General features: G+C 64.5%; 17 protein-coding genes. 9 read left to right on the top strand and 8 right to left on the bottom strand.

All coding sequences use genetic code 11. The features are described from left to right. The first annotated feature begins 2 nt into the window (after positions 1-2). The 3 genes from hemF to JQ609_RS15270 all read left to right on the top strand — a co-directional run bounded on the left by hemF (position 3) and on the right by JQ609_RS15270 (position 2093). The gene (gene hemF, locus JQ609_RS15280; protein WP_212274011.1) at positions 3-890 is read left to right on the top strand and encodes an oxygen-dependent coproporphyrinogen oxidase; all 888 of its coding nucleotides are present in this window, start codon (positions 3-5) and stop codon (positions 888-890) included. 5 nt (positions 891-895) lie between these two features. After that, positions 896-1633 carry an HAD family hydrolase gene (locus JQ609_RS15275; protein ID WP_212274090.1) on the top strand — a complete coding sequence of 246 codons (738 nt, stop codon included), beginning with the start codon at positions 896-898 and terminating at the stop codon, positions 1631-1633. 199 nt (positions 1634-1832) lie between these two features. Beyond that, on the top strand, positions 1833-2093 hold the full coding sequence (locus JQ609_RS15270; RefSeq protein ID WP_212274010.1) for a YodC family protein: 261 nt from the start codon (positions 1833-1835) through the stop codon (positions 2091-2093). 64 nt (positions 2094-2157) lie between these two features. Here the strand turns inward: JQ609_RS15270 and JQ609_RS15265 are convergent, their stop codons facing one another. From JQ609_RS15265 to JQ609_RS15245, 5 genes are read right to left on the bottom strand one after another with little or no spacing between them, the layout of a single operon-like run. Beyond that, positions 2158-2928 carry a TSUP family transporter gene (locus JQ609_RS15265; protein WP_212274009.1) on the bottom strand — a complete coding sequence of 257 codons (771 nt, stop codon included), beginning with the start codon at positions 2926-2928 and terminating at the stop codon, positions 2158-2160. Positions 2929-2938: 10 nt separating this feature from the next. Beyond that, positions 2939-4210, bottom strand: coding sequence for a CCA tRNA nucleotidyltransferase (locus JQ609_RS15260; protein WP_212274008.1), 1272 nt, complete (start codon positions 4208-4210; stop codon positions 2939-2941). Then, positions 4207-4485, bottom strand: coding sequence for a DUF6111 family protein (locus tag JQ609_RS15255; protein ID WP_212274006.1), 279 nt, complete (start codon positions 4483-4485; stop codon positions 4207-4209). Before JQ609_RS15255 ends, JQ609_RS15260 begins: the two co-directional genes overlap by 4 nt. Continuing rightward, positions 4482-5144 (bottom strand): CoA pyrophosphatase, encoded by a 663-nt coding sequence (locus JQ609_RS15250; protein WP_409363283.1) that lies wholly within the window; start codon positions 5142-5144, stop codon positions 4482-4484. The genes JQ609_RS15255 and JQ609_RS15250 overlap by 4 nt, the downstream gene beginning before the upstream one ends. A gap of 8 nt (positions 5145-5152) precedes the next feature. Next, complete coding sequence (locus tag JQ609_RS15245; RefSeq protein ID WP_212274005.1) at positions 5153-5782, bottom strand: DUF1285 domain-containing protein; 630 nt, start codon at positions 5780-5782, stop codon at positions 5153-5155. A gap of 229 nt (positions 5783-6011) precedes the next feature. Here JQ609_RS15245 and JQ609_RS15240 point away from each other — a divergent pair, with 229 nt between their 5' ends. The 4 genes from JQ609_RS15240 to JQ609_RS15225 are packed head-to-tail and all read left to right on the top strand — an operon-like array spanning position 6012 to position 12835. Beyond that, positions 6012-7013, top strand: a complete 1002-nt coding sequence (locus tag JQ609_RS15240) for a MoxR family ATPase (protein WP_212209252.1) — start codon at positions 6012-6014, stop codon at positions 7011-7013. Continuing rightward, on the top strand, positions 7013-7957 hold the full coding sequence (locus JQ609_RS15235; protein ID WP_212274003.1) for a DUF58 domain-containing protein: 945 nt from the start codon (positions 7013-7015) through the stop codon (positions 7955-7957). Before JQ609_RS15240 ends, JQ609_RS15235 begins: the two co-directional genes overlap by 1 nt. Further along, on the top strand, positions 7957-10767 hold the full coding sequence (locus JQ609_RS15230; protein WP_212274089.1) for a DUF4159 domain-containing protein: 2811 nt from the start codon (positions 7957-7959) through the stop codon (positions 10765-10767). The genes JQ609_RS15235 and JQ609_RS15230 overlap by 1 nt, the downstream gene beginning before the upstream one ends. Positions 10768-10771: 4 nt before the next feature. Continuing rightward, positions 10772-12835 (top strand): hypothetical protein, encoded by a 2064-nt coding sequence (locus JQ609_RS15225; RefSeq protein WP_212274002.1) that lies wholly within the window; start codon positions 10772-10774, stop codon positions 12833-12835. A gap of 18 nt (positions 12836-12853) precedes the next feature. Here the strand turns inward: JQ609_RS15225 and zigA are convergent, their stop codons facing one another. Further along, positions 12854-14062, bottom strand: coding sequence for a zinc metallochaperone GTPase ZigA (gene zigA, locus JQ609_RS15220; RefSeq protein ID WP_212274001.1), 1209 nt, complete (start codon positions 14060-14062; stop codon positions 12854-12856). 324 nt (positions 14063-14386) lie between these two features. Here zigA and JQ609_RS15215 point away from each other — a divergent pair, with 324 nt between their 5' ends. Both JQ609_RS15215 and JQ609_RS15210 read left to right on the top strand, forming a co-directional pair. Next, entirely contained in the window at positions 14387-14797 is a 411-nt protein-coding gene (locus JQ609_RS15215) for a DUF2946 family protein (RefSeq protein WP_212274088.1), read from the top strand. 106 nt (positions 14798-14903) lie between these two features. Then, positions 14904-17282 (top strand): TonB-dependent receptor, encoded by a 2379-nt coding sequence (locus JQ609_RS15210; RefSeq protein WP_212274000.1) that lies wholly within the window; start codon positions 14904-14906, stop codon positions 17280-17282. A 24-nt stretch (positions 17283-17306) separates the two neighbouring features. Here JQ609_RS15210 and JQ609_RS15205 read toward each other — a convergent pair whose 3' ends face one another. Both JQ609_RS15205 and JQ609_RS15200 read right to left on the bottom strand, forming a co-directional pair. After that, on the bottom strand, positions 17307-17819 hold the full coding sequence (locus JQ609_RS15205) for a GNAT family N-acetyltransferase (RefSeq protein WP_212273999.1): 513 nt from the start codon (positions 17817-17819) through the stop codon (positions 17307-17309). Between the two features lie 118 nt (positions 17820-17937). Beyond that, on the bottom strand, positions 17938-18426 hold the full coding sequence (locus JQ609_RS15200; protein ID WP_212273998.1) for an NUDIX domain-containing protein: 489 nt from the start codon (positions 18424-18426) through the stop codon (positions 17938-17940). Between the last annotated feature and the right edge of the window lie 47 nt (positions 18427-18473).

Raw genomic sequence — 18473 nt, 5'->3', positions numbered from 1 at the left:
CGATGGACGTCACCGTCATCGAGGATCGCAAGGCGCGGGCGCGGGGCTGGTTCGAAGCGCTGCGCGACGACATCTGCGCGGCCTTCGAGCGGCTCGAAGACGACGCACCCGCCTCACTCTATCCCGGCACCGCGGGACGCTTCGTGCGCACGCCGTGGGACCGTGCCGACCATACCGGCAAACCCGGTGGCGGCGGCGTGATGTCGATGATGTACGGACGGTTGTTCGAGAAAGTCGGCGTGCATTGCTCGACGGTGCATGGCGAATTCAGCCCCGAATTCCGCTCGCAGATTCCGGGCGCCACCGATGACCCCAGGTTCTGGGCATCCGGCATCTCCGTCATCGCGCATATGCGCAACCCGCACGTTCCTGCCGTGCACATGAACACCCGCTTCGTGGTGACGACGAAGACGTGGTTCGGCGGCGGCGCCGACCTGACGCCGGTGCTCGACCGGCGCCGCAGCCAGGAAGACGCCGACACGATCGCCTTTCACGCGGCGATGAAGCAGGCATGCAGCGGGCCGAACGGCGCTGCCGATTATGACCGATACAAGAAATGGTGCGACGAATATTTCTACCTGCCGCATCGCAAGGAAGCGCGCGGCATCGGCGGGATTTTCTATGATCACCACGATTCAGGTGACTGGGATGCCGACCTCGCTTTCACCCAGGACGTCGGCCGCGCCTTCCTGAAAATCTACCCCGAACTGGTACGGAAGAATTTCGACACCTCCTGGACACCGGCCGATCGCGAGGAGCAACTGGTGCGCCGCGGACGCTACGTCGAATTCAACCTGCTCTATGACCGCGGCACCACCTTTGGCCTGAAGACCGGCGGCAATGTCGATTCAATCCTGTCGTCGATGCCCCCCGAAGTGAAATGGCCCTGAACAGGATGGCCCTGAACAAGATGACACAGCTGCCTCGCGCCATGCTGATCGACATGGACGACACCATCCTGTCGGCCTATGGCCGCCCCGAGATCGCCTGGAACAATGTCGCGGCGGAATTTGCCGATGAGCTGGGCGCCATCACATCGCAACAGGTCGCCGCGGCGATCGTGGACTCCGGCCGGAAATTCTGGGCCGCGGCCTCAGCCGAATGGCGGCTGAAGCTCGAGGAGGCCCGACATATCGTGGTCGGCAACGGATTTGCAGCGCTTGCCGCCGCCGGCCACGCGCCGCTGTCGCGGGATCTCGCCGCACGGCTCGCCATCCGGTTCCATGCCTACCGCGAGGAAGAGATGTTCGTCTTCCCCGGCGCGCATGACGCGATCGACGCGCTGAAGGCGCACGGGGTGAAGCTGGCACTGGTGACTAACGGCGCCGCCGGTCCGCAGCGCGCCAAGGTCGAACGTTTCGCGCTGTCGCACAGGTTCGATCACATCCAGATTGAGGGCGAGCACGGCTTCGGCAAACCGGAAGAGCGCGCCTATCTGCACGCGATGGAGGCCCTCGGCGTCAGCGCGCCCGAGACCTGGATGATCGGCGACAATCTGGAATGGGAAGTCGTGGCGCCGCAGCGCCTCGGCATCTACGCGATCTGGATCGACGTGCACGGCGACGGCCTGCCCGCGGATTCAACGATCAAGCCCGACCGCATCATCCGCTCGCTGACCGAGTTGCTGCCTTAGAGCGTTTTCGAGCGAAGCATGCCCTCGGACTTGATCCGGGGGTGGATACCGGTTCGCGTGAAGAAAACGCGTCAAAACAAGAGTCTAGAGTTCCGGTTCCACCGCGCAAATCTCCACCGCGAAAACCGCCGGCCGTGATCGGCCTGTCATGACCGATCGCTAGCCTGCCCATCGCGTCAATCAGCGCGGAGGGAAGATCATGGAATTGAAGCCAGGCGATGTTGTTATTCTGAAATCCGGCGGTCACCCGCTGACGGTGGCCGAGGTCAGCGACGACACGGTCGAGTGCCTGTGGATGGGCGGCGAAGGCGATCTGTTTCGCGAAACGCTTCCCAAGGCCGTGCTCGAATCCGCTGAAATCGATGATGCGGAAGATGAGGACGAGGATGAAGACGAAAGCGAAGACAACGAAGATGAGGACGACGACCACAAGAAGAAAAAGAGCAAGAAGGTAGCGTAAAGCACTCCTGCGATACCGCCGGGTCAGGATGCCCGGCGGTATCGTTTTTCCAACCGACCGCGTTCTAACCGATGAGAGACCGCGCGGCGGTTGAGATCATCACCACGCCGCCGGTGATGACGGCGGCGTCGAGGATCGCGGTGTGGATATGCACCGGCATGCGCTCGACAAAGGCCTTGGCGAGGAACGCGCCGGGAAGCGAGATAGCCCCGATCAGGATCGCAAAGGCGAGCACCTGCGCGGTGACGGCGCCGGCCAGGCCGAACACCGAAATTTTGACGATTGAGGTCGCAACCGAGATCACGGCGTCGGTGGCGATTACGGCTGCGCCTTCGAGGCCGACCGCCATCAACAGCGACAGCAGGATCACGCCGGAGCCCGAGGTGCCGCCGACCACCACGCCATAGCCGACCGCGCCGGCGCCGAGTCCGGCGTCGCTGATCCTGATATCGCGGCGTTTGGCAAAACGGCGCAGCGGCACGCTCAGAATCAACATGCTGCCGATCACCAGGGCCGCGCCGGCACCGGACAGCCGCGTATAGCCGTAAGCCCCGAGCGCCGTGGTCAACGCCGCGGCCGATATCACGATCAGCGCGCGGCGGCGGTCGGCATAGCGGACATAAGCGACGAAGCGGCTGATATTGGTGAAGATCGAGGAGATCGCGATGATCGGCACCACTGGCTCGGCGCCGATCAACGGCACCAGCACCAGCGGCATCAGCGCGCCGGTGCCGTAGCCGGCAAGGCCGCCGATCACGGAAGCAAACAGCGCCACGCCGGCGACCAGCAACAGCTGCACGATCGAGATGTCGGCAAAGCCTGCGAGAATATTCACGGATGCCGCTTCACAGCCGGTGGTCGCGGGTGAAGCGGGCGACGGTCTGGTCGGCAATGGCCGACAGCGCGGGTTGATCGAGCGGAAAATCCGCCGCCAGCCAGGCGTCCTCCGCCAGTGTCAGCACGTGGCCGAGCGCCGGGCCCTCGGCAATGCCGCGCGCGATGAAATCAGCCGCCTTCAGCGGAAACTTCGGTGCGCTCCAGCGCTGCGGCAGGGTGGCAAATTCACGCCAATAGGCGGCGCGATTGTCAGCGAAGTCCTGGCTCCCCCCTGAGCGCGCCCAGGCCAGCAGCAGCCGGTCGCGATATTGTTCCTCGCCGAGCCGGTAGAGCCGCCGCCGTGCCCTCGCCTCGTCCATGTCGGCAAGCCGCCACCAGCGGTGACCCATGGAATCCAGCGCCTTGGCTTCCGCGTTGGTGAGACGCAGCCGCGCCGCGACACGTTTGGCGTCCTCGGTTACCGCTACCGAGAGCGCGCCAAGCCTGCGAACCGGGCTCGGCGGCAGCCCCAGCATACGCTCCGCCGATATCATCGCAGCCATGGGTCCCGTGTAGGTGACGCCGCCGAAGATCGCTTGCAGAAGACCGGCATCCCCCATCGCGGTGACGGCAACCAGCGCGCCCTCGGCGACCATGATCTTCAACATTTCCATCCGCACACGTTCGGCGGAGAGACTGGCCAGTCCCGCACGCCCGCCGATGCAGGCGAGATAGCCTTCACGGTCGGGCGCGCCGACGCCATAGACGGCGTTCATGCGGAAGAACCGCAGGATGCGCAAATAATCCTCGGCGATGCGCTGGCCGGCGTCGCCGATGAAGCGCACGCGACGAGCTGCGATATCGGCGAGCCCGCCGACATGATCGTGCACGACGCCGTCGGCATCGACGGACAGGCCGTTGATGGTGAAGTCGCGCCGCTCCGCATCGCGAACCCAGTCGCGGCCGAACGCGACCTTGGCCTTGCGGCCAAAGGTCTCGGTATCCTCGCGCAAGGTCGTGACCTCGAACGGAACGGCGTCGACCACCAGCGTCACGGTGCCATGCTCGATGCCGGTCGGCACGCATTTGATGCCCGCCGCCTTGGCGCGACGCGCCACTTCATCAGGCAGCGCTGTGGTGGCGATGTCGAGATCGCCGGACGGGATGTTCAGAAGCGCGTTGCGGACGGCGCCGCCGACCACGCGGGCTTCCTCGTTGTTACCGTTGAGCAGCGCGAGCACACGGGCAGCCGGTCCTGATTTGAGCCAGGGTGTATCGGCGAGCACGCGCACCTCGCTCATTTCCCCGCTCCAGGCTTATCTGTCCCCGGAACGAGCTTGCCGTTCTGGATATGGGCGGGAACGTAGGTCGAATCCGGCTCCCCCCCTCTGAAATGCGCGAGCAGGACGAAACTGGTGATCACCAGCAACAGCGACCCCAGCACGAGCTTGGCGACGAGATGCGCCGGCCAGGAAGATTTCGCCAGCACGCCGGAACGGGTTGCGATCAGGAACAGCGCATAGGCCGCGAACGGGATCAGGAAAATTGCAAGTTCGGTCAGTACCGGACGGATCATGCGAGATAAATCCGCTCGTACAACACCCGCAGGATGCCGGCGGTCGCGCCCCAGATGTAACGTTCGGCGAACGGCATCGCGTAATAGGAACGCTCCATGCCGCGGAATTCCTTGGAGTGGATCTGGTGATTTTCCGGGTTCATCAGGAACGCCAGCGGCACCTCGAAGGCGTCAACGACCTCGCCCTCGTTGATGTCAAGTTTGAACCCGGGCTTCACCCGCGCCACCGTCGGCAGGATGCGAAAGCCGAATGCCGTGCCATAGAGATCGAGGTAGCCGATCGGCTCGATGAAATCGCGCTTCAGTCCGACTTCCTCGTCGGCCTCGCGCAAGGCAGCATCCATCGGCGAAGCATCGGTTGCATCGATCTTGCCGCCGGGAAACGAAATCTGGCCGGCATGGCTGCTCAGATGCTCCGAGCGCTGCGTCAGCAGCACCGTCGGCTCCGGATGATCGACCACCGGGATCAGCACCGCCGCTGGCCGCACCGGCTGTTCCTGGGCGATGATCTCGAGCATCCGATCATTGCCCTCGTCGCCGGTTCTGGGAATGATGTTCGGATCGATCAGGCCGGGCGGGACGTCGAAGTTCAGCCGCGCCTTGGTCCGCGCGAAGAATTCCGCCGAGCTGACCGCAGCCGGTTCCAACTTCTTCAGCATCGGCTCGTTCAAAGCGCGTCCCTCACCTGCTTCGCGTCGGCCATCGCGAAGAATTCGCCGCCGGATTCGATTCCGAACATTGGCTGTCCATCGACCACCCGCTCTTCCCCCATGTCAACCAGATCGTAATAGAGCGCGCGGGTGACCTTGGCCCAGAGATCGCTGCGGACGTGAAGATAGGGCATGAGGCCGCCGTCGGCAGCCATCTCGAACCGCAGCCGGTGCCCGCCGTCGCAGGGCACCCAATCGTCCACATTGGTGCGGAAGCGCAGCAGGCGGCCACCGCCCTCGCTTTGCTCGTTCTGCATTTCGACCGCCAGGAACGGCGCATCGTCGACACGGATGCCGACCTTCTCGACCGGGGTCACGAGAAAGTGCTTGCCGTCCTCGCGCTTCAGGATGGTCGAAAACAGCCGGACCAGCGCCGGCCGCCCGATTGGCGTGCCCATGTAGAACCACGTACCATCGCCGGCGATTCGCATGTCGAGATCGCCGCAAAACGGCGGATTCCACAGATGCACCGGCGGCAGGCCGCGTCCGGCGGGACTGGCTTTTGCCGCATCGGTCGCTGCGGCGGTCAGACCTTCGAGACCGGTGTTTTCACGGCCTGGTTTGCTGGTTTGCCCTTGCTTCGCCATTGTTTGCCTTAAAGCTTCTGCGGCTCAATCTGGCACGATTGGTGCACGTCCGAGAGACGTGAGCGGGAACAATATTCTCGCCATATCGTGATGCCGTTCATACCCCCATATACCGATAATGTGGGGATAGTTTAATTCAGCGAATACATGACCTTTGCGCAGGTTTAGCATGAGGTTCGTGGCATGACGACGCATTCGGCGGGGTCATGAAGCGATGAAGGAGATAGATATGCCTGGCGCAGATGGTGTCGAAAAGCTCGAGGACGGAATCGTCCGTTCGGCCGAACAGGTCGCCGGCCAGATCAAGGCCGCGAAAGAAGCCATCTCCACCGTCATTTTCGGCCAGGAGCGGGTAATCGAAAACACCCTGGTGACGATCCTGTCCGGCGGACATGCGCTCCTGATCGGCGTTCCCGGCCTCGCCAAGACCAAGCTGGTCGAAACCCTCGGCATCACCCTCGGTCTCGATGCCAAGCGCATCCAGTTCACGCCCGACCTGATGCCGTCTGACATTCTCGGCGCCGAAGTGCTGGACGAGAGCAACTCCGGCAAACGCTCGTTCCGCTTCATCTCGGGCCCGGTATTCGCGCAGCTTCTGATGGCCGACGAAATCAACCGTGCCAGCCCGCGCACCCAGTCGGCCCTGCTGCAAGCCATGCAGGAACAGCACATCACCGTTGCAGGCGCGCGGCACGATCTGCCCAAGCCGTTCCATGTGCTCGCGACCCAGAACCCGCTGGAACAGGAAGGCACCTATCCGCTGCCGGAAGCCCAGCTCGACCGCTTCCTGATGGAAATCGACGTCGACTATCCCGACCGCGACGCCGAGCGCCGCATCCTGTTCGAGACAACAGGCGCGGATGAGACGCTCGCCAAGGCCTCCATGAACGCGGAAATCCTGATCACCGCCCAGCGGCTGGTGCGCCGCCTGCCGGTCGGCGACAGCGTGGTCGAGGCCATTCTTTCGCTGGTGCGCGCCGCGCGTCCCAATCCGGATGGCGAGAGCGAGAAGCTAATCGCCTGGGGCCCCGGTCCGCGCGCCAGCCAGTCGCTGATGCTGGCGGTCCGCGCCCGCGCGCTGCTCGACGGCCGTCTTGCGCCTTCGATCGACGACGTGCTCGACCTTGCCGAACCCGTGCTCAAGCACCGCATGGCGCTGACCTTCGCGGCACGCGCGGAAGGCCGCACCATTCCTGACGTAATCAGACAATTGAAGACGCGGATCGGTTGATGGCCGCAGAGACCAAGCACGCCAACGGGGAGATCACAGCAATCCGACGTGCCGATGGCGAAAGCCGTACGCTCGCCGCATCGCTGCCGCGTCTCGTGCTTGAAGCCCGCCGCATCGCCGCCAACGTCATTCACGGTCTGCACGGCCGCCGCCGCGCCGGTTCCGGCGAAAGTTTCTGGCAATACCGCCGCTTCGTCTCGGGCGAACCGTCGCAGAACGTCGACTGGCGCCGCTCGGCGCGCGACGATCATCTCTATGTCCGCGAGCAGGAATGGGAGGCCGCGCATACCGTATGGGTGTGGCCCGACCGCTCGCCGTCGATGGCCTTTGCCTCGAAGCAGGCGCGCGACAGCAAGCTGGAGCGCGGCCTGATCGTGACCTTCGCGCTGGCCGAACTATTGGTCGCGGGCGGCGAACGCGTTGGCATCCCCGGCCTGATGAACCCGACCGCCAGCCGCAGCGTCATCGACAAGATGGCGCAGGCGATGCTGCATGACGATGCCGCGCGCGCCAGCCTGCCGCCGTCGTTCATCCCGTCGGCGCTGGCCGAGATCGTGGTGCTGTCGGATTTCTGGTCGCCGATGAGCGAAATACGCACCATGCTCGCAGGCCTGTCGGCCTCCGGCGCGCATGGCACGCTGATCCAGATCGTCGATCCCGCCGAAGAGACCTTTCCCTATGCCGGCCGCGTCGAATTCGTCGAACCGGAAGGCGGCGGCGTCATCACCGCCGGCCGCGCCGAAAGCTGGGCCAGCGACTATGTCGCGCGCGTGGCGCTGCATCGCGACGAGATCCGGGGCGAAACCAACAAGCTCGACTGGCTGTTTTCAACCCATACCACCAGCCGCTCCGCGGCCGAACTATTGTTGTTCCTGCACTCGGGCATGATGGTAGCTAAGGGCGCGGCGCGTTCCTTGACCGTCAAAGCGGGGCGAAGCGCATGATCGCGGGCCTGCCCCTCTCCTTTGCTCAACCGCTGCTGCTGCTGGGTCTGCTGTCTCTTCCAGTGCTGTGGTGGCTGCTGCGCGTGATGCCGCCGCGTCCGAGACGGATCGAGTTTCCACCGACACGGCTGCTGTTCGACATCAAGCCCAAGGAAGAAACCCCGTCGCGGACACCGTGGTGGCTGACGCTGTTGCGCCTGACGGCAGCGGCCCTGGTGATCCTCGCCGCCGCAGGTCCGATCTGGAATCCACAGACCGCCGCCGGCGGCAGCAAGGCGCCGCTAGTGATCCTGCTCGATGACGGCTGGAGCGCAGCCTCGAGCTGGGAAACGAGGATCAAGGCCGCCGACGAGTTGATCGCCAATGCCGACAACGACCGCCGCGGCGTCGCGCTGGTGCCACTGTCCGAGCCGGCGCGCGATGTCACGCTGATGCCGGGCGGCACGGCCCGCGTCGCGCTGCGACAGCTCGTCCCAAAACCCTATTCGATCGAGCGCGTCGAAACGCTCACACCGCTCGATCGCTTCCTCAAGACCACCGGCGATGCCGAGATCGCCTGGCTGTCCGACGGCGTCGACACCGGACGCGGCGCGGAATTTTTGGAAGCGCTGGCCAAGACGGTCGGCGACCGCACGCTGACGATTTACGAGGGCGGCGCATCCCCGGCCCTGGCGCTGGTCGCCGCCGAAAACGCCGCGGCGAAGATGACGGTGAAAGTATTGCGCACCAACAGCGGCATTGCCGCCGGCGTGGTGCGTGCGATCGACGCCAAGGGTTCGCCGATCGGCGAAGCCCGTTACGCGTTCGGCCCGCAGGACCGCGAAGCCGAAGCCGCGTTCGAGCTGCCGGTCGAGTTGCGCAACGACATCGCGCGGCTGGAAATTGCCGGCGAGCGATCCGCCGGCGCCGTGCAGTTGCTCGACAAGCGATGGCGGCGGCGCGCAATCGGCGTCGTCACCGGCGCCACCAGCGACACCGCGCAGCCGTTGCTCGCCTCGACCTTCTATCTCACCCGCGCGCTGTCGCCGTTCGCCGACGTGCGGCTCGGCGACCGCGGCGCGCCGCAGCAGGTGATTGGACAGTTCCTTGATCAACGACTCCCGATGATCGTGCTGGCCGATGTCGGCACGCTGTCGCCGGAAATCCGCGAACGCCTCAACGCCTGGATCGACCAGGGCGGCGTGCTGGTGCGTTTCGCAGGTCCTCGTCTCGCTCAGGCCGATGACGATCTGGTGCCGGTCAAACTGCGCCGCGGCGGCCGCAGCCTCGGCGGCAGCCTGACCTGGGAAAAGCCGCAGCATATGGCCTCGTTCGCCGCCGACGGTCCGTTCGCGGGCTTGCAGGTACCGAAGGACGTCACCGTCAACCGCCAGGTTCTGGCTGAACCAGATGCCGTGCTGGCAACCAAGAGCTGGGCCTCGCTGGAAGACGGCACGCCGCTGGTAACCGGCGAACATCGCGGCAAGGGCATCCTCAGCCTGTTCCATGTCGGCGCCGACTCGCGCTGGTCCGACCTGCCGATGTCCGGCAGCTTCGTCGAGATGCTGCGGCGGCTGGTCGACACGTCCGGCTACACGCAAAAGCCGGGCGCGGGCGTCGCCAGCGAAGCGACCAATGTCGAGACCGTGGCGCCGCTGCGCACGCTCGATGGGTTTGGCGCATTCGGCCCGCCGCCCTCCACCGCCAAGCCGATGCCGGCCGATTATCGCGACCGCGCCACCGCAGATCATCCGCCGGGTTTCTATGGCGCGGCCGAAGGTCCGATCGCGGTCAACACGCTGGCCTCCGCCGACCGTATCGCAGCACTCGACACGACGTCGCTGCGCGCCCGCCGCGCCAGTTACACCAACGCCGAACCGCGCGATCTCAGAGGCATCCTGTTGTCGTCATCGCTGGCGCTGTTCCTGGTCGATGCGATCGTGGTCGCCGTGCTCGGCGCGGGCCTTGCCGCGCTGTGGCGGCGGCGTGCCGCACCCGCAGCATTGCTGCTGGCGATGATCCTGGCCGCGACATCGATCGCGCCCGACCCGCTCCGCGCCGCGGACAATGACGATTTTGCGATCAAGTCGGTCTCGCAGACGCGCCTCGCTTATGTCGTCACCGGCAATGCCGACGTCGACTCGATCGTCAAGTCGGGCCTATCGGGACTGACGCTGTTTCTCGCCCAGCGCACCGCGCTGGAAGCCGGCGACCCCGTCGGCATCGATCCTGCGCGCGACGAGCTGGCGTTCTTCCCGCTGATCTACTGGCCGGTGGTACCGGGCGCGCCGAAACCGCCGCAGGACGCCATCAACCGCATCGACGCCTATATGAAGCAGGGCGGCACGGTCGTATTCGACACCCGCGACGCCATCGAGGCGCCGCCGGGAGAAAACGGCGCGTCGCAGACAGCGGGCATGCGCACCTTGCGCGAGATTCTCTCCTCGCTTGATGTGCCCGAGCTCGAGCCGGTGCCGCGCGAGCACGTGCTGACCAAGACGTTTTATCTGCTGCGGGATTTTCCAGGCCGGTTCAACTCGGGTCAGACCTGGGTCGAAACCCTGCCGCGCGAGGATGACGACGAAGCCGCATCACGGCCCGCGCGCGGCGGCGACGGCGTCTCGCCGATCATCATCACCTCGAACGATCTTGCGGGGGCCTGGGCGATCCGGCCCGACGGCCAGCCGATGCTGCCGCTGACACCGAGCGAGCCGCGCCAGCGCGAATTCGCCTTCCGCGCCGGCGTCAACATCGTGATGTACACGCTGACCGGCAACTACAAGGCCGACCAGGTGCACGCGCCTGCCCTCATCGAACGGCTGGGGCAATAACGGCATGCAGTACGGTATCGCGTTCACCCCCCTCGTTCCCACCCTCGTGCTGTGGATCGCGCTGGCCGCGATCGTCGCGATCTCGGTGCTGCTGCTGATCGGCCGCGCGCGGGGCGCCGCCGTGCGCGTCATCGCGCTGGCGCTGATCTTGCTCGCGCTCGCCAACCCTTCTTTCACGCGCGAAGACCGCGAGCCGTTGTCGTCGGTCGCCGCCGTGGTCATCGACAAGAGCCCGAGCCAGAATTTCGGCACCCGCAATGAGGAGACGGCGAAGGCGCAGGAGGCCTTGGTCGACAGCCTCAAGAAGGTCAAGGGACTGGAAGTGCGTGTCGTCGATGCCGGACAGGCCGATGGCGAAACCGACGGCACCAAGCTGTTCGGCGCGTTGTCGTCGGCGCTTTCGGATGTTCCCGTCGACCGCGTCGCCGGCGCCTTCCTGATCACCGACGGCCGCGTCCATGACATTCCCGCCAACGCCGCGGCATTGGGCTTCCAGGCGCCGGTGCATGCGCTGGTCACCGGCCGCAAGGACGAGCGCGACCGCCGCGTCGCGATTTCGGCCGCGCCAAGATTCGGCATCGTCGGCCAGCCCCAGACCATCACCTACCGGCTGGACGACCAGGGCGTCACCGGCCAGCGCGCCAGGATCGTCGTGCGCCGCGACGGCGAGGTGATCAACGAACGCACCTTGCAGAGCGGCCAAACCGCCAATGTCGATATCGACATCAAGCATGCCGGTTCCAACATCGTCGAGATCGAGGCTTCGCCGCTCGAGAACGAACTCACGCTGGTCAACAACCGCGCCGTGGTCGCGATCGAAGGTGTGCGCGACAAATTGCGGGTGCTGCTGGTGTCGGGCGAGCCACATTCCGGCGAACGCACCTGGCGCAATCTGTTGAAGTCGGACGCCAGCATCGACCTCGTGCATTTCACCATTCTGCGGCCGCCGGAGAAGCAGGACGGCACGCCGATCAACGAGTTGTCGCTGATCGCGTTTCCGACGCGCGAACTGTTCCAGCAGAAGATCAACGAGTTCCAGCTGATCATCTTCGACCGCTACGCCCGCCAGGGCGTGCTGCCGATTCCCTATTTCGAGAATATGGCGCGGTACGTGCGTGCCGGCGGCGCGGTGCTGGTGTCCGCAGGGCCGGACTACGCCTCGACCAGCAGCATCTGGCGCACCCCTTTGGATTCGGTGCTGCCGGCCGAACCCGTCGGCGTCTCCGAGAAGCCGTTTTATGCACGTCTGAGCGACATCGGTAAACGTCATCCGGTCACGCGCGGCCTCGAAGGCTCCACCAACGAACCGCCGCGCTGGAGCCGGTTCTTCCGCACCGTGGAGACGCGCAACGCCATCACGCCCCCGGTCATGACCGGCGCCGACGGCAAGCCGCTGCTGCTGCTGTCGCGCTTCGGCGAGGGCCGCGTCGCGCTGCTGCTGTCTGACCATATCTGGCTATGGGCGCGCGGCTATGAAGGCGGCGGTCCGCATCTCGACCTGTTGCGGCGGATGTCGCATTGGCTGATGAAGCAACCCGACCTCGATGAAGAGGCCCTGCGCCTGCAGATCCAGGGCAAGGACCTCGTGGTGTTGCGGCAGACCATGGCCGACAACGTCGCACCGGTAACGGTGACCTCGCCGAGCGGCGCCACGCGCGAACTGACGTTGAGCGCGAGCGATCCCGGCACCTGGCGTTCGACCCTGCCGGCAAACGAACTCGGCCTGTGGCAGGCGACCGACGGCACGCTGAAGGCGCTGATCAATGTCGGGCCGACCAACCCGAGGGAATTTTCCGAAGTCACGTCGACGATCGAAATGCTCAAGCCGCTGGCGCAAGCGACCGGCGGCGACGCGCGCCGCGTGGTCGACGGGTCAAGCATCGACCTGCCCCGCATCGTGCCGGTGCGCTCCACCAGCATCTTCCGCGGCGACGGCTGGATGGGCGTGAAGATGCGCGACGCCAGCGTCGTCAAGGGCGTCGGCGTGCTGCCGATGTTCGCCGGCCTGATCGGCCTGCTGCTGCTGCTCGGCGCGTTTGCAGCGACGTGGGTCCGCGAGGGGCGCTAGAAGCAACGCGCCGAATGGCTAAGCGGCCTCATCGGCGCGCCGCCATCTGGGGAACGGATCGGGCAGACTAGCCCATTCCTCGATGTGCATGCCGGACTTTCCCGGAACAAGACATGCGTCGAGGCGCGCCGTGATGGCGTCCTGGTCCATGGCCGTGCCGATGAACACGATCTCCTGCCGGCGATCGCCGTACAGTTCGTTCCAGTTCTTCTTGAGCGACTGCCGCCAGAACGGATCGTCCGGCCAGCGGTCAGCCGGCACGTTGGCCCACCAAAAGCCCAAGCCTTCGGTTCGCACGATCGCACCGGCCTGACTCAATTCACCCAGCCATTGCGGACGCGTGGCGATCCAGAAATGGCCCTTTGCCCGGATGACTCCGGTCCAGCTTTCCCTGAGGAATTGATGAAACTTCTCCGGCGCGAACGGTCGACGCGCACGATAGACGAAGCTGCCGACGCCGTATTGTTCGGTCTCCGGCGTATGGTTGGCAAAGCCATATAGCTCCTTGAACCAGAGCGGATGTTGTTGCGCCCGCTCGAAATCGAAACGCCCGGTGTTGAGAATGCGCTCGAAGGGCGCATTGGCAAAACAGGTCTCCACGATGTCGGCTGTGGGGTTCAGCGCGCGGATGATTTTGCGAGCGGCCTCCAACTGTTCTTTGGAAGCATCGCCGATTTTGTTGAGCACCACCACGTCAGCGAATTCGATCTGCTCAACCAGCAGATCCACCATCGTCCGCTTGTCGTCAGCACCGAGCGACTCGCCGCGATCCCGGATGAAGTCGGTCGAGGAATAGTCCCGCAGCAGGTTTACCGCATCGACCACCGTCACCATGGTGTCGAGTATTGCCACGTCGGAAAGACTGTCGCCCTCCTCGGTGCGGAAATCGAACGTCGCCGCAACCGGAAGCGGTTCGGAAATGCCGGTCGATTCGATCAGGAGGTAATCGAACCGTCCGCTCTCCGCGAGCCCACGAATTTCCTTCAAGAGATCGTCGCGCAGCGTGCAGCAAATGCACCCGTTGGTCATTTCGACCAGCTTTTCATCCGTCCGCGACAGGTTCGCACCGCCATCGCGTACGAGGTCGGCGTCGATGTTGACCTCGCTCATGTCGTTCACAATCACCGCCACTTTCAGGCCGCGACGGTTGTTCAGCACGTGGTTCAGCAAAGTTGTCTTTCCAGCCCCGAGGAAGCCGGACAAGACAGTGACGGGGAGTTTTTGCATCGAGGTCAAAGAGCCTGTTCAGTTCACGGAATCCCAAACGAGGACGGCGAGGCATGGGATGATCCGCAAATATGTAATGTTATAACATAACAATCTGAACCCGGCTGGGCTGTCAACCAGGAAAATTTGAGGGACGCTAGGTGCGCTCAAATCGACGATGATCAGCTCGACCCGCATACCGTTGCGTGAATCACACACCCGCCTTGAATTGCGCCGACACCCGGACCGAGCGCGGTTGACCCCGCGGACCACCGCTGATGTTATATTATTACATCGGACGGCCGAGACACCTTGGCCGCTCCGGGGGACAAGGCGTCAGTCGTCGTGAAGTGGTTCCGGAATAACGTCAAACACGGCTCGCGGCTGGCGCTGTTCGCGCTCGCGATCCAGTTTGCGCTGTCGTGCGGACATTTCCACCCGGCAGCGGCGGCGCCTGCGATCGCGACCAGCCTGACGCAGGTTGACCTCGATCATGCGCAGATCCCTGCGGTACCAGATGCGGCAGGCCAAGCCGCCCAGACGCAGCCACCGTCCAATCACGATACCGACCATCCGGCTGAGGCCTGTGCGATCTGCGCCGTCATTTCGCTGGCCAACAACGTTCTATTCTCGGCACCGCCGCTGTTGCTGCTGCCGCAGGCCATCGAGCTTCTGTACCTGACGACCGACGCCGAATTCGCGCATCTGAGCTCGGTCCATTCAGCCTTCCAGTCCCGCGCCCCTCCCGCCTCCTGACATCGATTGACTGATGCGCCCGAAGGGGATCGCCGCGTGACACGTGGCCGATCCGCCAAGGGATAATCGAATCGTCCGTCGCTTGACGGAATCAGGATCGGGACAAATGACATTCACCAAAAGACGAGCGTTCCACATCGGTGGCGCAAGCTGGCTATTTCTGTGTGCGGTCGGCAACGGCGCGATGGCCCAGGACACGGCCGCGCCATCCGCCTCGACACAACTGCCGGAAATCACCGTGACGGCGCCAAGCCCGATCGTGCGGCGAAACGTGACCCCGGCGCGAAAGCCGGCGCGCGTCGCCCGCGGCATGCCCGGCCGCAGTCGCGAACGCGATAACGAGCCGCAACCGGCCCCCGTCGCCGCGGCGCCTCAACAGGGCGTGCTTCCGGTCGTGACCGATCAGTTCGCGACCGTCACCGTCATGCCGAACGAGGAAATCCGGCGGCAAGGCGGCGGCACGCTTGGCGATCTCTTGTTCTCCAAGCCAGGGATCACCGGCTCAAGCTTTGCACCCGGAGCATCAAGCCGGCCGATCATCAGGGGTCTCGACGTCAATCGCGTCGGCATCGTCGAGAACGGCATCGGCAGCAACGGCGCCTCGGACCTCGGCGAAGATCACTTCGTTCCGATCGATCCGCTTTCGACCAACCAGATCGAGGTCATCCGCGGTCCGGCAACCCTGCGATACGGGTCCACGGCGATCGGTGGCGTTGTCAGCGCCACCAACAACCGCATTCCGGACGCTTTGCCCGCCTGCGCGGCCCCCCCGTTTCAGACCTATGGGCTTCCGGTGAAGGCGCCGCTCGCCAACGCAGCATCGCCGGGATGCGTGAACGTCGAGACCCGCACCGCGGTCAATTCGGTCGATCGCGGCGTCGAAGGCGGCATTCTGCTCGACGCCGGCGGCGGCAATGTTGCCATTCATGCCGACGCCTACGGACGCAAGTCGGGCGATTACAGCATTCCGAGCTATCCCTATCTGTTCGACCAGACCCGGCCGGTCGACGGACGGCAGCCGAATTCCGCGGCGCAGGCCACCGGCGCATCGATCGGCGGTTCGTATTTCTTCCATGGCGGCTTCATCGGCGCGGCCGTCACGCAGAACGACACGCTCTATCACATACCCGGCATCGACGGCGCCGATCACCAGACCCGGATCGACGCGCGTCAAACCAAATTCACGGCCAAGGGCGAATACCGGCCGGACGCGGCGGCAATCGATGCGGTCCGTTTCTGGGCGGGCGCCACCGACTATAAACACAACGAGATCGGGCTCGCCGACCCTGCAGACCTGTCGACGCTGGGCGTGCGCCAGACCTTCACCAACAAGGAGCAGGAAGGCCGCGTCGAGGTGCAGCTGGCACCGTTCAACGTCCGCTTCGCCGCCCTCACCACGGCTGTCGGCATCCAGGCGTCGCATCAGGAGCTCACAGCCCCGAGCCCGGATGATATCGGCAGTCCAGTGAACGGCTTGTGGGATCCCAACAAAAACACCAAGGTCGCCGGATACATCTTCAACGAACTGAAATTCAGCGATACGACAAAGGCGCAGATTGCCGGGCGTATCGAGCATGCCAACCTGACTGGAACGACGCCGGCCTTCATTCCCGATGAGTTCGACCTCAACGTCGATCCCGGTGCCATTGGCCCCGCCACGTCGCGCAACCTCAACTTCGCGCCGAAGAGCGGGAGTATCGGCCTGATCCAGAACCTTCCATGGAATCTGGTTGCGAGCATCACCGGCCAATATGTCGAGCGCGCACCCAAGCCCGCCGAGCTGTTTTCGCGCGGCGCTCACGATGCGACGGCTACTTTCGATATCGGCAATCCCAATCTGGGTATCGAGACCGCGAAATCGGTCGAAGTCGGATTGCGACGGGCAACCGGCCCGTTGCGATTTGAAATCACCGGCTATTACACCAAGTTCAACGGCTTCATCTTTCGGCGGCTGACCGGCAACACGTGCGAAGACGGCGTGTGCCAGGCCCCCCCGGGCCTCGAGCTCAACCAGGCGATCTACTCCCAGCGCGACGCCACCTTCCGCGGCGGCGAATTCCAGTTTCAATACGACGTGCTGCCGGTCTGGAACGGCCTGTTCGGGATCGAGGGACAATACGATATTGTCCGCGCGACCTTCGAGGACGGGACCAACGTACCGCGGATTCCACCGCAGCGGCTCGGCGGCGGCCTGTTCTATCGCGACGCCAACTGGCTGATGCGGGTCAATCTGCTGCACGCGTTCGCTCAGAATGATGTCGCCGTGATCGCCGAAACGCCGACGCCCGGCTACAATCTGCTGAAGGCGGAGATCAGCTACAGGACCAAGCTCGATGCGTCCTGGTTCGGAGCCCGCGAGATGACGGTTGGATTGGTCGGCAACAATCTGCTGAACGAGAACATCCGCAACTCGGTCTCGTACAACAAGGACGAGGTTCTGCTGCCAGGCATCGGCGTACGCGCCTTTGCGAACCTGAAGTTCTAGAATCCCCGCTGGAGCAGGGCGAGGTCAGCGCGCCTTGCTCCAGTCCGGGCGAATGGCACCGGAGACGCCATCGAAGGCCCCATCGACGAGTTCGGCGACCAGGAGGCGGCTGTAATCGACCGGGCCGGGCATGGTCATCCGCCCCTTCGGAACGGTCTTGAAACCGACACGGCTGTAATAGGGCTCGTCGCCGACCAGAATAACGAGGCGATGGCCCCTTGCCCTGGCATCCGCAAGGGCGCGATCGAGCAGCATGCGCCCGACGCCGCGGCTGCGAAACGGCGGCTCGACCGTCAGCGGCCCGAGCATCAGGGCGGGGGTATCGCCGATGCAAACCGGCAACTGGCGCACCGAGCCGACCATCAGTGTGCCGATCCGCGCCGTGAACGACAGATCGAGCAGATGATCGACGTGCTCGCGCAGCCGGTAGGCACTCAGCACGAAGCGGCCGGGGCCGAAGGTGCGTTCGAGCAGGCGCTCGATCGCCTGCGCGTCCTTTGGCGTTTCGCGCAATATGGTCACGGAGAGTTCGCTCATGGTGAGGCGCGGGATAGCATCTGGCGGCGGCGCGGTCCATTGCCGGCCACGCCAAATCCTGCTTCTCACCTTCCAAGGCCTGCAAGGCGAAAACGCAGCCAAATTGGCCGGACAGAAATCACCGCCAGGTCGCAATCGGCGTTTTGCCATCGAGCACTTCGGCGATCCGAAGCCGCGTCCCCTTTGTGGTCTCGGCCGGCAGCGCACCGGCGTCGTAGAAACCGCTTTCCACGATTTCGCGGTTGGGCTCCGGCAAGCGGTCCTGCCGGAACTGCCTGACGACATAGACCGCGACATGGTCGCGGGGCGATACGTGGAGGTTGAAAAACAGCCCATGCAAGGGCGGCTCGTCGGTGAGTTCGATCCGTCCCTCCTCCATGAGTTCGCGCCGCAATGCTTCGAGGAATGTCTCACCGACCTCAACCCCGCCGCCCGGCAGATGCCAGCCGGAGATATAGCTGTGTTTGACCAGAAACACCCTGTTGCCGCCGTCGAGCACGACACCGCGGACCCCGAGCGTCATGCCGCGGGCGATCCGCCAATAGAGATGCATTACCCGCCGCAGCTGCGGCTCGAAGCGTTTTCGAAGATTCTGCAGAGCGGTCACAAATACCTCAGATGCCGGACATGATGTTTGATCCTTGCGCAGATACG

Source organism: Bradyrhizobium sp. AUGA SZCCT0169 (genome assembly GCF_018130085.1).
Taxonomy (GTDB): domain Bacteria; phylum Pseudomonadota; class Alphaproteobacteria; order Rhizobiales; family Xanthobacteraceae; genus Bradyrhizobium.
This window is presented reverse-complemented; position numbering and strand designations above follow the sequence as displayed.

Bases quoted from the DNA above. Each gene is read 5' to 3' on its own strand.
- JQ609_RS15235 (WP_212274003.1), top strand. From the start codon at position 7,013: ATGGCCGCAGAGACCAAGCACGCCAACGGGGAGATCACAGCAATCCGA.
- JQ609_RS15210 (WP_212274000.1), top strand. From the start codon at position 14,904: ATGACATTCACCAAAAGACGAGCGTTCCACATCGGTGGCGCAAGCTGG.
- zigA (WP_212274001.1), bottom strand. From the start codon at position 14,062: ATGCAAAAACTCCCCGTCACTGTCTTGTCCGGCTTCCTCGGGGCTGGA.
- JQ609_RS15225 (WP_212274002.1), top strand. From the start codon at position 10,772: ATGCAGTACGGTATCGCGTTCACCCCCCTCGTTCCCACCCTCGTGCTG.
- JQ609_RS15260 (WP_212274008.1), bottom strand. From the start codon at position 4,210: ATGAGCGAGGTGCGCGTGCTCGCCGATACACCCTGGCTCAAATCAGGA.
- JQ609_RS15270 (WP_212274010.1), top strand. From the start codon at position 1,833: ATGGAATTGAAGCCAGGCGATGTTGTTATTCTGAAATCCGGCGGTCAC.
- hemF (WP_212274011.1), top strand. From the start codon at position 3: ATGGACGTCACCGTCATCGAGGATCGCAAGGCGCGGGCGCGGGGCTGG.
- JQ609_RS15240 (WP_212209252.1), top strand. From the start codon at position 6,012: ATGCCTGGCGCAGATGGTGTCGAAAAGCTCGAGGACGGAATCGTCCGT.
- JQ609_RS15275 (WP_212274090.1), top strand. From the start codon at position 896: ATGGCCCTGAACAAGATGACACAGCTGCCTCGCGCCATGCTGATCGAC.
- JQ609_RS15245 (WP_212274005.1), bottom strand. From the start codon at position 5,782: ATGGCGAAGCAAGGGCAAACCAGCAAACCAGGCCGTGAAAACACCGGT.
- JQ609_RS15255 (WP_212274006.1), bottom strand. From the start codon at position 4,485: ATGATCCGTCCGGTACTGACCGAACTTGCAATTTTCCTGATCCCGTTC.
- JQ609_RS15250 (WP_409363283.1), bottom strand. From the start codon at position 5,144: ATGCTGAAGAAGTTGGAACCGGCTGCGGTCAGCTCGGCGGAATTCTTC.
- JQ609_RS15205 (WP_212273999.1), bottom strand. From the start codon at position 17,819: ATGAGCGAACTCTCCGTGACCATATTGCGCGAAACGCCAAAGGACGCG.